The 13,891-nt window shown below is 72.4% G+C and carries 16 protein-coding genes; 13 read left to right on the top strand and 3 right to left on the bottom strand.

Features of this window, described 5'->3' with window-relative positions:
* Positions 1–216: 216 nt before the first annotated feature.
* Both P8T65_RS03720 and P8T65_RS03715 read left to right on the top strand, forming a co-directional pair.
* Positions 217–705 carry a hypothetical protein gene (locus P8T65_RS03720; protein WP_230223966.1) on the top strand — a complete coding sequence of 163 codons (489 nt, stop codon included), beginning with the start codon at positions 217–219 and terminating at the stop codon, positions 703–705.
* A gap of 73 nt (positions 706–778) precedes the next feature.
* Complete coding sequence (locus tag P8T65_RS03715; protein WP_316723968.1) at positions 779–1,183, top strand: hypothetical protein; 405 nt, start codon at positions 779–781, stop codon at positions 1,181–1,183.
* A 109-nt stretch (positions 1,184–1,292) separates the two neighbouring features.
* On the opposite strand, the gene ltrA is transcribed toward P8T65_RS03715, so the two are convergent.
* The gene (ltrA, locus tag P8T65_RS03710; RefSeq protein ID WP_316723494.1) at positions 1,293–2,756 is read right to left on the bottom strand and encodes a group II intron reverse transcriptase/maturase; all 1,464 of its coding nucleotides are present in this window, start codon (positions 2,754–2,756) and stop codon (positions 1,293–1,295) included.
* Between the two features lie 461 nt (positions 2,757–3,217).
* On the opposite strand from ltrA, the gene P8T65_RS03705 reads away from it, so the two are divergent.
* From P8T65_RS03705 to P8T65_RS03690, 4 genes are all read left to right on the top strand, one after another.
* A complete protein-coding gene (locus P8T65_RS03705) occupies positions 3,218–3,784 on the top strand; it encodes a transposase family protein (RefSeq protein WP_316723967.1) in 567 nt (188 codons plus the stop codon).
* A 185-nt stretch (positions 3,785–3,969) separates the two neighbouring features.
* On the top strand, positions 3,970–4,467 hold the full coding sequence (locus tag P8T65_RS03700; protein WP_316723966.1) for a DUF2975 domain-containing protein: 498 nt from the start codon (positions 3,970–3,972) through the stop codon (positions 4,465–4,467).
* Positions 4,467–4,769 carry a helix-turn-helix transcriptional regulator gene (locus P8T65_RS03695; protein WP_316723965.1) on the top strand — a complete coding sequence of 101 codons (303 nt, stop codon included), beginning with the start codon at positions 4,467–4,469 and terminating at the stop codon, positions 4,767–4,769. Before P8T65_RS03700 ends, P8T65_RS03695 begins: the two co-directional genes overlap by 1 nt.
* Positions 4,766–5,269, top strand: a complete 504-nt coding sequence (locus tag P8T65_RS03690; protein ID WP_316723964.1) for a hypothetical protein — start codon at positions 4,766–4,768, stop codon at positions 5,267–5,269. The genes P8T65_RS03695 and P8T65_RS03690 overlap by 4 nt, the downstream gene beginning before the upstream one ends.
* Positions 5,270–5,567: 298 nt before the next feature.
* Here P8T65_RS03690 and P8T65_RS03685 read toward each other — a convergent pair whose 3' ends face one another.
* Complete coding sequence (locus P8T65_RS03685) at positions 5,568–6,140, bottom strand: substrate-binding domain-containing protein (RefSeq protein ID WP_316723963.1); 573 nt, start codon at positions 6,138–6,140, stop codon at positions 5,568–5,570.
* Positions 6,141–6,255: 115 nt separating this feature from the next.
* On the opposite strand from P8T65_RS03685, the gene P8T65_RS03680 reads away from it, so the two are divergent.
* From P8T65_RS03680 to P8T65_RS03650, 7 genes are all read left to right on the top strand, one after another.
* Positions 6,256–6,807, top strand: coding sequence for an RNA polymerase sigma factor (locus tag P8T65_RS03680; protein ID WP_316723962.1), 552 nt, complete (start codon positions 6,256–6,258; stop codon positions 6,805–6,807).
* Positions 6,804–7,652, top strand: a complete 849-nt coding sequence (locus tag P8T65_RS03675; protein WP_316723961.1) for a zf-HC2 domain-containing protein — start codon at positions 6,804–6,806, stop codon at positions 7,650–7,652. The genes P8T65_RS03680 and P8T65_RS03675 overlap by 4 nt, the downstream gene beginning before the upstream one ends.
* Positions 7,653–7,672: 20 nt before the next feature.
* Entirely contained in the window at positions 7,673–8,539 is an 867-nt protein-coding gene (locus P8T65_RS03670; protein WP_316723960.1) for an ABC transporter ATP-binding protein, read from the top strand.
* On the top strand, positions 8,536–10,086 hold the full coding sequence (locus P8T65_RS03665; RefSeq protein ID WP_316723959.1) for an ABC transporter permease: 1,551 nt from the start codon (positions 8,536–8,538) through the stop codon (positions 10,084–10,086). The genes P8T65_RS03670 and P8T65_RS03665 overlap by 4 nt, the downstream gene beginning before the upstream one ends.
* A 17-nt stretch (positions 10,087–10,103) precedes the next feature.
* A complete protein-coding gene (locus P8T65_RS03660; protein WP_316723958.1) occupies positions 10,104–10,832 on the top strand; it encodes an ABC transporter in 729 nt (242 codons plus the stop codon).
* A 510-nt stretch (positions 10,833–11,342) separates the two neighbouring features.
* On the top strand, positions 11,343–11,639 hold the full coding sequence (locus P8T65_RS03655; RefSeq protein WP_316723957.1) for a VOC family protein: 297 nt from the start codon (positions 11,343–11,345) through the stop codon (positions 11,637–11,639).
* A gap of 115 nt (positions 11,640–11,754) precedes the next feature.
* Complete coding sequence (locus P8T65_RS03650) at positions 11,755–12,738, top strand: alpha/beta hydrolase (protein ID WP_316723956.1); 984 nt, start codon at positions 11,755–11,757, stop codon at positions 12,736–12,738.
* A 162-nt stretch (positions 12,739–12,900) separates the two neighbouring features.
* Here the strand turns inward: P8T65_RS03650 and P8T65_RS03645 are convergent, their stop codons facing one another.
* The gene (locus tag P8T65_RS03645) at positions 12,901–13,827 is read right to left on the bottom strand and encodes a PfkB family carbohydrate kinase (protein ID WP_316723955.1); all 927 of its coding nucleotides are present in this window, start codon (positions 13,825–13,827) and stop codon (positions 12,901–12,903) included.
* Positions 13,828–13,891 lie beyond the last annotated feature (64 nt).

Below are 13,891 nucleotides of genomic sequence, written 5' to 3'. Positions count from 1 at the left end.
GCCCCGAATCTGCGTCATTTCGGCCGACACCCGCCACAGTGAGACTCCGCCAAGTTCGTTTCCGCAGTTCAGTGGGGCTGGTGTGATGCGCGGTGAGGTCCTCACGCTGACAGGTGGCGTGATCGTTAGCACGAGATCGTCCGGCGCGGGCGTTCTCGCGGGTTCTGGTGTGAGGTTCGGGGCTGCCGCGTAGGTTCCGCGTCGGGAGGGATGTTCATGACAGACGTGCTGACGTGGACGATCGGGCGGCGGCTTGAGCTGGCGAAACGTGCTGAGCTCCTGCGTAAGGAGCTGGGCGAACTCGAGCTGGAGGTGGCCCGGTTGGAGGCCGCCGAGGTGGTGTTCGGGCAGTGGGCCGAGGCCACCGACGGTGGACGGCGGCCGTCGGGCATCGTGTCGCCGGAGCCGGAGCCGGAGCCGGAGCCGGAGCCGGTCGCTGTGACGGTGGGCCCGGGCGCGGGCGGGATGCGGGTGGTCCCCGATCGTGTCGAGGGGATGGGGCTTCAGGCCCTGACCTCGGAATACCGTCGGATCATGGAGATCGTGGCCGGGTCGGACGGTCCGGTGATGGCCAAGGACGTTGCCGTCGGACTGGGCCGGGAGACGACGCCGGGGAAGATCGAGCCGGTCCGGGGTCAGCTGCGCAAACTCTCCGACCGGGGCTGGCTCGTCCGCACCGCATCGGGCCGCTACCGGCCATGCTGACCAGCGGTGTTGGCGGCCGGACGGGCCGATTCCGGCCGTAACGCGAGGGCCCCCGGCGGGAGTTGGTTGATGTGTGACGAAAAACCAGCCCGCCGAGGGCGCTCAGGATGTTGTCTACCAGGTCCGCCTCCCGCTGTCGAAGCGGACCATCGATCTCGTCGCCGGCCTGATACGCCGGCGCCGCAACCGGATGCGCTCTGTCTGGCGCAAGGCCGAACCCGGTAAGCAGGCCGTCATCGTGCTCGCCGTCCTGCGTCACGACCAGCGCCTGGCCGACATGGCCGGCGGCAACGGTGTCGGGGAGTCCACCGTCCGCCGCTGGGTGAAGGAAGTCGTCAAGCTGCTGGCCGCCCGCGCCCCACGCCTGGACCGCGCGCTGAAGAAGATCGCCCGCAGCGGCGGGGTCGTGGTCCTCCTCGACGGCACCCTGATCCGCACCCACCGCCGCACTGGGAAGGACGACAGGAAGAACTGTTGAGTCGGCACGGAGCGCGGTGCTGGTGTTGCCACCGGTCCGTTTCTCCGTGCCGCTCGCCGAACCCGGCGTGCGGCTCTCACCGCACCGGGCTCTCCACGGTCTCTGCCGTTCAAGCGTGGTTGAGTGTCCAGGGGCTGGGGATCGTGTTGCCCCGGTATCGGTAGCGGGTGACCGCAATCGAGACCATGGGGAACAGTTCGATCCCGTCCGCCGAGAGCTTGTGCCACCGGCCGTTGTGGTCGGTGAAGCGCCGACGGACGTCCTTCCACCTCCAGCGATGCAGCACCATCCACCAGCTGGTCACCCGTCGCCATACGAACTGGTCCAGGGCTTTCAGCGTGGTCTTGCATACCGCGTGCTTGAAGTAGTTGACCCAGCCGCGCAGAATCGAGTTGATCCTCTTCAGCACGGTCCCCGGGTCCTGCTGCGACGTTCTGTTCGTCAGGGCACGGATCTTGTCCTTCAGCTGCCGGATGGGCCTCTTGGCGATGAAGGTGTAGACGTACCACTTGTTCGATCCTCGCTTGCGGCGCCACTGGATGTGGAACCCAAGGAAGTCGAACCCGTCCGACATGTGCACGATCCGAGTCTTGGCCGGTGACAGCCTCAGCCCGAGAGGGTGCAGTACGTCGGCGATGTCCTCGCGCAGGCAGGCGACGTCGTCACGGCTGCCGTCGACCAGGACGACGAAGTCGTCCGCGTAGCGGACGATGCGCCAGTTCGCGCGGCCGTGAAGACGATGGTGCGCCCGCCTGCCTCTGGTGGACATCCTCCCGCCCGGCTCCCACGGCTCCATCACGTGCTCGTCGAGCGCGGACAGGGCAATGTTCGCCAGCAGCGGGGAGAGGATGCCGCCCTGCGGGGTGCCGGTGAAGGTCTCCTCGCGGCCGCCGCCCTCCGTGAGGACGCCGGCCTTGAGAAACGCCTTGACCAGCCGCAGCACGCGCTTGTCCTTGACTCTCGCGCGCACCCGGTCCATCAGGGCCGTGTGGTCGATGGAGTCGAAGCACGCCTCGATATCCGCATCCAGCACCCAGCGATAGCCGCTGGTGCCGTAGCGGTGGATCTCGGCGATCGCGTCGTGTGCGCGCCGCATGGGCCGGAAACCGTAGGAGACCGGCAGGAAGTCGGCCTCGAAGATCGGCTCGAACACCAGCTTGAGGGCTGCCTGGACCACCCGGTCGGAGACGGTCGGGATGCCGAGCTTGCGCACCTTCCCGCTTCCGCCGGGCTTGGGGATCTTGCGTTCGCGCACCGGCAGCGGGCGGAATTCACCCGTCTTCAGTACGCGTTGCAGGTCCTCAAGGTAGCCCGGGAGGCCGAGTTCCCGCTCGACGTTGACGACTGTGAGGCCGTCGACGCCCGGGGTGCGGGCTCCCTGGTTGCCCGCGACCCGTTCGAACGCCACGAGCAGCGTCGCCGGGTCGCATACGAGGTTGAACAGATCGTCGAACCTGCGGCCATGGTCAGCCGCCGCCCAACGGTGAAGCTTGGTCTGCATCCCCGATACTCGCTGGTGAGACCCCAACGGGGCCTCGGGAGCACCACTGTTCAGTGGTGCGTCTTTCGGCATTGCAGCCTCCTTCCCTTCTCGAAACCGCTGCCGCCCTTCCCCATGTGCCGGGCTCTCCCCGGCTCGGAGTACTACGGCGGCTCCGCCCCGTCCCGGCCCGATCGGCCGACGATGGACCCAGCCCTCCGCCCGAACTGGACGCGCGGCAGGAGGGCGGAACCGGGACGGTTCCCGTGTTCGCTCGCTGTTCGATCGTCGGAGTAGGAGCCCGGCTATACCCCCGCGGCCTCGCCACGGCTACCCCGCAGCACTTCACCGTGGCCTCCCCGCGCGACCGAAATAGACCACCCAGGAAGTTCCCCGCCAGCCGAATATCCAGCAGGGACGCACCGCATCCAGCCGTCATCCACCAGGTTCGAGCTGGCGTGCCTTAAGGAGGCGTAGACGCCGGTTCCTCGCGTACTCCTCTCCGTCTCGCTTGCCGGACCCGCACCATCTGGCAGTACTGGCACGTCCCGGCTTTGTCGGGGCTGCTTCCCGCCCTCCCCGGCACCTCCCGGTTCAGGCTGCCCCCAGCTTCAACCGCCCTGCTGCGACAGGGCGATGGTGGCGGTCTTTCACCTCCACTCGAACAACGAGCGCCTCACGGCGCACACTCGGGCAAGCACAAGGCCCATGGCCTGCTGTTTCTCGCACTGACCGACGAGAAGGGCAACCTGATCTGGATCTCCGCAGCCAAGCCCGGCCGGTCCAGCGAGATCACCACCGCCCGCCACAACAAGATCACCGAACACCTGCGGGAAGCCGGCCTCGGCGCCCTGGCCGACCTCGGCTTCGTCGGCCTCGACGACAAACCCGACGACGACCCGGTGATCATCACCGGCCGCAAGGCCACCCGCAACCACAAGCTGACCGCCGCCGAGAAGGAAGCGAACCGCCTGGTCAGCCGCGAACGCGCCGCCAACGAACACGGCTTCGCGAACCTCAAGAACTGGCGGATCCTGACCAAGCTCCGCACCGACACCCGGCAGGCCACCACGCTCCTGCGGGCCCTGCTCGTCCTGGCGAACAGCGAAGTACAGCGCTGACGGAGCGGGCGGATGATCTCGCCCCGACGATCATGCCACCTGTCAGCGTGAGGACCTCACCAACGCATCACACCAGCCCCACTGAACTGCGGAAACGAACTTGGCGGAGGCTCAGTGAACCCGGCCTTGTCTACCCTATCGAATCTCGATAGATTTCTATCGCTGGTCGAGTGAAGGGGGCTGTCATGGGGAAGCTGACGGTGCTGGCGTTGCGGGCCGTGATCGTGGGGTTGTTCGTCGGTGCGGTGTTCGTGCAGGCGGTGATGGTGCCGTTGCTGGCCGCCGATCTGAAGGGGCTCGACGCGGACGTGGCGCACATCCGCACGCCGACGCTGGTGATCGTTGTCCTCGGCGTGGTGACCGTCCAGGTCGTCCTCGTCTGTGTGTGGCGGCTGGTGACGATGGTCCGGCGCGACACGGTCTTCTCCCACGCGGCCTTCCGGTACGTGCACGGAGTGATCGGCGCGATGGTGGCGGCGGCGCTCCTGGTGTTCGCACTCGGTGTGGTCCTGGCCCCGGGCGAGGCGGTGGCCCCAGGCGTCGTCCTGTTGCTCGGCGGTGTCGGCCTGGCGGTGCTGGGGATGGCGCTCATCGTCCTCGTCCTGCGCATGCTGCTCGCGCAGGCCGTGAACCGTGACATCGAGGCGACCCGGATGCGGGCCGAGCTGGCCGAGGTGATCTGATGCCGATCGCCGTCGACATCGACGTGATGCTGGCCAGGCGGAAGATGTCCGTGGGCGAACTCGCGGAACGCGTCGGCATCACCCCCGCGAACCTGGCGGTGCTCAAGAACGGCCGCGCCAAGGCCGTCCGCTTCACCACCCTCGCCGCGCTCTGCGAGGTACTCGAATGCCAGCCGGGAGATTTGCTCCGCTGGGAGAGCGACCACCCCGCGGCCACCGGCGAGCCCGCCGACACCGACGGTCCCAGGGCCACGGACGACCGCACGGAGACCGACGGCTCCACGGCCGGGGTGCGGTCATGACCACGGACACGCACCGCCCGCTGCTCTTCCTGGACGTCGACGGCACCCTCCTGCCCTACGGCGGCGCACGGCTTCCCTCGGCCGCCGACGAGTGGGTCGCCTGGCAGCACACATCGAATCCGCAGCTGGCGCGGATCGACCGCGCGCACGGGCCGCGCCTGCTGGGGCTGACCTGCGAGCCGATGTGGGCCACGGCGTGGATGGACGACGCCAACGAGGTGATAGCCCCGCTGCTCGGCCTGCCCCGGTGGCCGGTCGTCGACCTGCCGGAGGCGCCGGAGGAGGACCGGGCGGACCTGCTGCACTGGAAGACCCGGGCCCTCGTCCGCGAGGCCGCCGGGCGCCCGTTCATCTGGGTCGACGACGAGATCACCGGCCTCGACCGCGCCTGGGTGGCGCGTCATCACCCGGGACGGGCCCTCCTGCACCGCGTCGAACCCCAAGTGGGCATGACCGCCGGGGACTTCACTGTGGTCCAGCGGTGGATGGGAGTCGGGTGACGAAGACCGCCGCCGGTGCTCGGCGGCGGCGTCGCGGTCATCGGATCACGCTGACCAGCCTCCGCCGAGACTCCGTCGAGGCTCCGGGGCCAGACTCCGGGCCCCGCCCCGGCGGCCCCTACTGGAGGAGCTTCCAGTCCTGTGAGCCGTCCGTGGACGCGTTCTGCAGGGTGAGCGGCGCTCCGGGTGAACCGCCGGTCAAGTCGTACCGACCGGCGCACGCCGGGGCGGCGGTCGTCGTACGTCGTTCGCTGTGGAACGTTTTACGTTTGAAACGACTCATCGGCGCGTGACGCGGTCAGCGGCGTGGTGGACCGCTGCTCCCGCGTGGTATCAGGTGGGGGGTGGACGCCATGACCACGGCCCGGTCGCGGCGTCCCTCGATGCGTTCCAGGAGCAGGCGGGCCGCGGTCTCGCCCATCATCGTGCCCGCCTGGTCGACGCTGGTCACGCTCACCGGGGCCAGCGCGGCGACCGAGGTGTTGTTGTAGCCGGCCAGCGACAGGTCCTCGGGGACGCGCAGGTCCAGCTCGGCGGCGGCCCGGAAGGCGCCCGTCGCGGCGACGTCCGCGCCCGCGAAGATCGCCGTGGGCGGGCGCGCGGAGGTGAGCAGCGCCATCGCGCCCCGGTAGCCGCCCTCCTCCGAGTAGCCGGAGCGCTCGATCCGGGCCAGGTCCGCCGGCCCGTGCCGGGTCATCGCCGCACGGTACGCGGCCCGGAGGTGGTCTGGGGGTCGTCGGCGCCGCGGAAGGCGGGAGCAGGCCGGGCCTCGGGTCCGATGAGCAAGCCGGTCTGTCCGTCGAGCGAGATATCGGTGGCGGCGAAGACCGACGACCGGGCGGCCGACGAGGCAGCTTGATCGGCGTCGCAATCGAAACGAGCCGCACCCCTCGTGCGGGAGTCGTTCATCATGGTCGACTCCCGTTCCGGGGAACCTCGTTCGTCGCGGTGTGAACCGTTGGGGGCACCTCGTCCGATGAGGGGGTGTGAGCGAATTGAAACGGGGGAGTCCGGGCGACGCCGAGCTGTTGCGGGCGGTCGCGGACGGGGATCGTCGCGCCTTCGAGGAGCTGTACCGCCGGTACGCGCCCTGGCTCGTGCTGCGGCTGCGCGGACGGTGCGCCGACCCGGTGCTGGTCGACGACGTCGTACAGGAGACGTTCCTCGACGTCTGGCGGGGAGCCGCCCGCTACCACCGTGAAGGCGACGTGGCCGGCTGGCTGTGGCGCATCGGGTCGCGGCGGCTGGTGGACGCGCTGCGGGGCGACGGGGCCCGGAGCCGACTGCGCCAGATACTCGCCCGGCTGCGGCAGCGTGATGAGGCGTCGGCCGAGGAACAGGTGCTGGCCCGGGTGCAGCACGGCGACCTCGCCGGCTCACTCGCAGGACTCTCCCCGGAACTGCGGGCGGTCCTCCAGGCCACCGTGATCGACGGCCTGACGACACGTGAGGCGGCGGTCCTGCTCGGCATTCCCCCGGGCACGGTCAAGACCCGGGCCATGCGCGCCCGGAAGCAACTGCGGGAGGGCCTCACATGAGCTGGCACGCCGACGACGAGGACCTGCGGGGCTACGCCCGCGGAACGCTCGCGGCCCCCCGGCTGTGGTCCGTCGAGACGCACCTCGCGGCCTGCGCCGACTGCCGGGCCGCCCTCTCGGCCCACGTCCCGCCCGCCGAGATCAGCGCGGGCTGGGCCCGGCTGGAAGCCGCGCTGGACGCCCCGAGGCCCGGACCCGTCGAGTCGTCGCTGATCCGGCTGGGGGTGGCCGACCACACCGCGCGGCTGCTCGCCGCCACTCCGGTGCTGCGCCGCTCCTGGCTCGGCGCCGTGGTGCTCACGCTGCTGCTCGCGGTCGGCGTGGGCCTGGCCGCGTCACCGCTGATGCTCCTGGCCACGGCGCCGCTGCTGCCACTCGCGGGGGTCGCGGTCTCCTTCGGGCCGGGGCTCGACCCGACGTACGAGACGGCCGTGGTCGCGCCGATGCACACCTTCCGCCTGCTGATGGTGCGGGCGGTCGCCGTGCTGGCGACGACGACGGCGCTCAGCGCGCTGGCGAGTCTGGCCCTGCCGTCGTACGGCCTGGCGGCGCTCGGCTGGCTGCTGCCGGCGCTCGCGCTGACCGCGACGGGCGTCGCGCTGACCGCCCGGCTCGGCCCCGTCCTCGCGCCCGTGCTGGTCGGGGCCGGCTGGACCGCCCTGGTGGTGCTGAGCCGACTGCTGGCGTCCGGGACGCCGCTGCCCTTCACCGCGCAGGGCCAGGGCGCGGCGGCCGGTATCGCGGTGCTGGCGTCGGTGCTGCTGGTGGCGGCACGGGACCGCTTCGACAGCGGCTGCGCCCAGGGCCCTTCCCTCCGCTCCCTCCGACGTTCTCGATCCCTCTGATCCACAGCCTGGAGGCTGTCATGACACGACCCACGGTCTCGGCCGCCGGGCTGACCCTGAGCTATCGCGGTACGAGAGCGGTGGACGACGTGACGCTGCGGTTCACCGAAGGGGTGACGGGACTGCTCGGCCCGAACGGCGCGGGCAAGACGACGCTGCTGCGAATCCTGGCGACGGCGACGCCCCCCGACCACGGCGCGTTCACCGTCCTCGGGCACGATCCGAGCACGGTCCACGGACGGCAGAACGCGCGCAGGACCCTGGGCTACCTGCCGCAGAACCCAGGATTTCACCCGGACTTCACCGCCTTCGAGTTCATCGACTACGTGGCCATCCTCAAGGAACTGACCGACCGTCGCGCCCGGCACACCGAGGCTCGCCGGGTCCTGGACGCGGTCGGACTCGCGAGCGAGCGCGGCAAGCGGATACGGCGGCTCTCCGGCGGCATGCGACAGCGCGTCGCCCTCGCGGCGGCCCTGGTCGGCGACCCCGGCTTCCTCGTCCTGGACGAGCCCACGGTCGGCCTGGACCCCGAACAGCGCATGCGGTTCCGGGAGTTGATCGCGGAGGCCGGCGAGGGCCGGACGGTGCTGCTGTCCACCCACCAGACCGAGGACGTGGCGATGCTGTGCCACCGGGTGGTGGTGATGGACAAGGGCCGCGTCCGGTTCGACGGTACGGCCGCCGAGCTGACGGCGGTGGCGGACGGCCGGGTGTGGCACAGCGGGCAACGGCAGCCGGGCGCCAGAGCCGGATGGCGCACCGGGACGGGCGAGTTCCGCAACGTAGGGGATCCGCCCGAGGGCGCCCGGCTCGTCGAACCGACGCTGGAGGACGGCTATCTGCTGACGCTCGGCGGCGACCCGGTGGCGGAGGTGACGGCATGACGGCCATCACCGGCAGCCGCGCGACCGCCCCGAAGCCGACGCCGCGACCGAAGCCGGATCCGGTACGGGTCCGGGGCGGCCGACGGGCCATGCTCGCGCTCGCCCGGGTCGAGGCACGGCGTCTGCTGCTCCACCCCCTCGTGCTGATCGCCCTGTTGGCGTATCTGACCCTCGTCCTGTGGCCCGGCGCCGAGCCGGAGGACGCCCATCCGGTCCTCCAGGACATCGACCGCGAGACCCAGTTCGGACAGCTGCTGCTCGGGCTGGCGGTGCTGATCGCGGTGAATCTGGCGCTGCTCCGCTCCCACCGGCGCGGCACGGACGCGTCCTTCTCGGTGCTGGTCCTGCAGCCGTGGCGGCGCACGGTCGCCCATGTGCTGTCCGTGCTGCCGACCGTCCTGGTGGGAGCGCTGATCGTGGCCGGACAGTTCACGGCGGCAGCGCTGAAACCCGGGGCGGTCGGCCGCGGTTCGGTGGCCGAGCTGGCGACCGGTCCGCTGCTGATCCTCCTGCCCGGCGCCGTGGGAGTGCTGCTCGCCCGGGTCGCCCGGTCGGCGTTCGTCGCCCCGCTGGCCGTGGTCGCCGTCCTGGCGCTCACCGTGGTCTTCGTCGCCGACTCCAGCAGCCCGGCCTGGCTGCGCGGACTGGCCCCCGTGGTGTTCGACGAGGGTGCCCGGCCGCTGCCGTCCGACCTGCTGGGCAGGCCGGCTGCGGGCCACGCGCTGTATCTGCTGGCGCTCGCGGTCCTGGTGACGGCGGGTGCGGTGCTGCTGAGCGGGGGCCGTACGCGCGCGGTTCGGGCCACCGCCCTGGGCGCACTCGGCGTGACCGTGCTGGCCGTCGTCCTCCAGGGCATGGCGCCCTCGGACGCGGTGCGCGCGGCCCGGGAGTTGGCGACCCGTGACCCGGCGAAGGTGCAGGACTGCGAGCGGCACGGGACCACGACGTACTGCGCCTTCCCCGAGTTCACCCCCTGGATCGACGAGTGGGCCCGGGTCACCGACCGGGTGCGAGCGCTGGCCGGCGCACCGGACGCGGAGCGGGCACTGACCGTACGGCAGCGGGTCGCCGCGCTCGACGGGCCGTCGGGCGTCAGGGAGCTCGCGCCCGCCGCGCCCGGTGAGGTGACGGCCACCACCGCGTGGGGCGGTGAACGGGAACTGGAGTTCGCGGCGGGCGTCGCCCGGGGCCTCGTCGTCGGGCACGAGCGCTACGAGGGAGCGTACTGCGACGCGCGGGGCGTTCTGGTGGTGTGGCTGGCGGTCCAGGCCACCCGGGACGGCGAGGCCGTGTTCGAGAGGACCGGCGACGACCACAACAGTCCCGGAGTGATCCACGCCCCCGCGACCGCCGTCCCCCTGCGGGGCCGCGAACTCGCTGTCGTCCAGGCTCTGTTCGCGCGGCCTCGGGGAGAGGTGGAGCGCGCGGTGAAGGCGTCCTGGGCGGAGCTGGCCGCTCCCGGTACGACCACCGACCGTGCCGCGGCCCTGCTCGGCGTCACCGCACCGGCCGAGACCGCCGACGACCGGGAGTACCAGTGCGCATGACGCGAGATTCCGTGCGCATGGCGAAGCCTCTGGTGCGCGACGGTCGGCGGCTTCCGGTGGTCGTGGCGCTGCTGCGGCCCACGGCGCGGTCGCTGCCGTGGAGGACGGCTGCCGCCGGCTGGGCACTGGGGCTGGTCATCGCCGCCGTACCGGCCCTGCTCTCCCTGGGCCTCCCCGCGGAGGTGCTGGTCGATGTGGTGCGGATGGCGGCGCTGTGCGGGGCGGTGGGGACCGCCTTCGTCCTGGACGATCCGGCCCGGCACACCACCGGCGTCCCGCCCGTGCCGCGTCCGCTGCGCCAGGCGCTGCGTGCGGCCGTCGTGTTCCCGGCGGTCGTGGTGTGGTGGACGGCGGTCCTGGCCGTCGCACGGGCCGGCGCCGATCCCGCGCGCCGGGCCGCGCTGCCGTCGGGTGCGGTGACCGTCGAGGCCGCCGCCCTGTGCGCCGCGGCGCTCGCCCTTGCCGCCGCGGCGGTGCGGTTCAGCCAGGTACGCGCACCGGGGCCCGCCGTGGCCGGCGCCGTACTGGCGCTCCCGATCATGGCGGGTGTCCTCCTGCCGCCCCGCTTCGCCCTCTTCGTGTCCCCGCTCGATCCCCGCTGGGACGACGCGCATGTGCGGTGGGCGGCCGTTCTCGCCACGGCCCTCACCGCCTGGCTGCTGTGCGCGCCGGAGCCCCGCCGCCGACATGGGCGCCCGCGCCGCCGCCGTCCCGGCTCGGGCGGTGGCGCTCAGGCCACCGCGTAGCTGCCGGAGGGCCGGTTCCAGCAGGCCGAACGCATCGGCGGTTTCGCTCGCGACGACTGCGGGGATGTCGTCGTTCGAGCGGCCGGCGAGGGGCAGCTCCTGGACGCGGTGGAATCAGGACGCGGCGCATCGCGGAGAGGAGGGCCGCGGCGGTGCGCGCGGTGATGTCCTCGGGGGAGGAGCCGGTGGCCTCGGCTGGTGCGATGGCGAGTGCGTCCTCGCGCCGGTCGTGCAGGGTGCGCAGGCAGGCCGAGAGGGTCGGACTCTCATGGACCGTCCGGGAGAAGCCCGGGCCGGCGAAACCGATGCCCGGGTCCTGGGTGGCGACCCCGGCCTCGAAGGCGCGGCGCAGCGCGCAGAGGGCGGACTCCCCGGCGGGACGGGCGCGCACGGCCTCGGCCAGGCCCGCGACGAACGCGTCCTGATGGTCGACGGCCATGTCCTCCTTGCGCGGGAAGTAGTTGCGGTGGAGGCATTGATCTGCACGCGGTTCCTTTCGAGGGGGAGCGCATGGCGGCAGACGGCTTCTCCTTCCTGGGCCGTTCCGACGCCGCCGCCGATATCGTCCTGCTGCGTCGCGGCACGGAGGTCCGGCCGGCCGATCAGCGCGACCAGCGCGCCGACGGGCTCGTCCTCGCGTTCACCCTCGACTCGGGCATCGATCTCGAAGAGGACAGGCCCCGGGCCGCGGGCGTCGACATCACCCTGCCGCTGCGGGAAGAGCCCTGGGGCGAGCGCCTCTTCCAGATCACCGACCCCAGCGGTGTGGTCGTCCAGTTCGTGGAATGGGCGGCGCCCGTTTCGTGACGCTCGTTCACCCGCCCGCGGCGGCCCGGGTGCGGGCATCGGCGGGACGGGGGACCCTGACCTCGGCCGGTGGCCGCAGGTACCCGCCGACACTGAGCCACGGAGGAGAACGCCCATGACCGGACCGGCCCACGAGTCCCCGCACGGGGCACGCCGGATCACCCTGGACGCGGCCGGACTGCCGCTCTCCGCGCTGCTCAGCGAGCCGCCCGGCGGCTCCCCGCGCGCCGTCGTGGTCGCGGTGCACGGCGGCGGCATGAACGCGGGCTACTTCGACTGCCGGGCCCATCCCCAGCAGTCGCTGCTCACCCTGGGGGCGAGCCTCGGCCACACCGTCCTGGCCGTCGACCGGCCGGGCTACCGGCACTCCGCCGCCCGGCTGCCCGAGGGCCAGGGCCTGGCGGAACAGGCTCTCTCGCTGCGCGCGGCGCTGCGCGACTTCACCTCCCGCCACGACACGGGCGCCGGCCTGTTCCTGCTCGCCCACTCCTACGGCGGCAAGGTGGCCCTCACCGCGGCCGCCGACCCCGGCTCGCCGCACCTGCTCGGGATCGACATCTCCGGCTGCGGCCATCTGTACGCCGTCGAGCCGCACGAACTGCCCACCGCCCACAACGGCGGGCAACTGCGGCGGAGTTGGGGGCCGCTGCGGCTCTATCCCTCGGGCACCTTCCGGGAGAGCGGCTCGATCGTCGAGCCCGTGCCCGCACTGGAGCGGGCCGAACTGGCCCGCTGGCCGCTGCTGTTCCGCTCCACGGCTCCCCGCGTCCGTGTGCCGGTACGGCTGACCTTCGCCGAGCACGAGAGCTGGTGGCGCCATGACGACGAGGCCCTCGACGATCTGGCCGCGCACTTCACGGCCGCCCCGCGGGTGAGCGTCGAGCGTCAGCCGGGGGCCGGACACAACATCAGCCTCGGACGGGCCGCCCGCGCCTACCATCTGCGCGCACTCGCGTTCCTCGAAGACTGCCTGGCGGCCCGTGAGACGACCCCCGCTTCCCCCGTCGTCCGTGAGACGACCCCCGCTCCTCCCGTCGTCCGTGAGACGGCCCCCGCTCCCCAGGCCGTCCACCCCCTCCCGTCCACCGTGGCCTCCTGACCGGCCTCGTACCTCCCGCGGGCGTAGGCTTCGCGCCCGCGTTGCGGCCGGCCGCCGGGTTCGGAACATGGGTCCGGGCCTCACCGGGTGCGTCGACCGACGCGGGTGAGCGGGAGGTCGGGGCTGACGGCCGGCGCGCCGACCGCCGGCACGGCCGTCGGCTCACCCCTCGCGCAGCCACGCCCGTGTCCCGAACGACGCGCACGCCCGCGAGGCCACCGCCGTCGCTTCGCGCAGGGCCTCGACGAAAGCGTCCGACGTCAACACGGTGTGCCCCGCGAGGCCGTGGACGAGGGCCCCGTGCAGGACGTCACCCGCGCCCAGCGTGTCCGCCACCCGTACCGCGGGGACGGCCACGGTGCCCCCGCCGTCGGGGCCCGCCCACATCAGGGACCGCCCGCCCCGGCTGACCGCCGACCGGGAGACCCCGTGGTCCCGCAGGAACCGCAGGATGTCGACGGGCGTGCTCCTCGGCGTGTCCGTGCCGGGCGGGCGGAAGTCCTCCGAGCAGACGGCCACGTCGATCGACGGCAACAGCCGCTCCGTCCCGGCCTTCCAGCTGCCGCCGTCCAGCACGGTCCGACGGCCGGCGGCCCGCGCCTCCCGGGCGGCGGCCAAGGCCAGTCCCATGTGGTGGCCGTCGAACTCCACGATGTCGCAGGCCGCCACCAGCGCGGCGAGGTCGTCCGGCGGGTCGACCCGGTGTCCCGTCGCATTGGTCGAGACGACGGCCCGGTCGCCGCTCGACGCGGTCACCAGCACGGACGACACGGCGGGCGGCTCGACCGAGTCGGCCGCCAGGTCCACCACGGTCACGCCCAGCCGGGCCAGGTCCGCGGTGACGGCAGCCCCCAGCGCATGGCGGCCGATCGCCGTGAGCAGGGTGGCCGAACCGCCCAGATGGGCGAACGCGACCGCCGCGTTCGCCGCGGGACCGCCCGCCGCCACCAACTGCTCGCGTGCCGTCAGTTTCTCGTTCGCCCCCGGCACCCGGTCGACGAGCTGCACGACGTCCAAGGTGCACAACCCGACGAACAGGCCGCGGCGCCGCCCCCGAGCCTCCGCCGCGCAGCCCTTCGACTCCACCAAGGTGTCCCCACTCTCCGCCGGGCCCGCCGAGCGGACGGCACTCGGGCGCCCGGTCGCGTCGATC

It is taken from the genome of Streptomyces sp. 11x1, assembly GCF_032598905.1.
In the GTDB taxonomy this organism is placed as follows: Bacteria; Actinomycetota; Actinomycetes; order Streptomycetales; family Streptomycetaceae; genus Streptomyces.
This window is presented reverse-complemented; position numbering and strand designations above follow the sequence as displayed.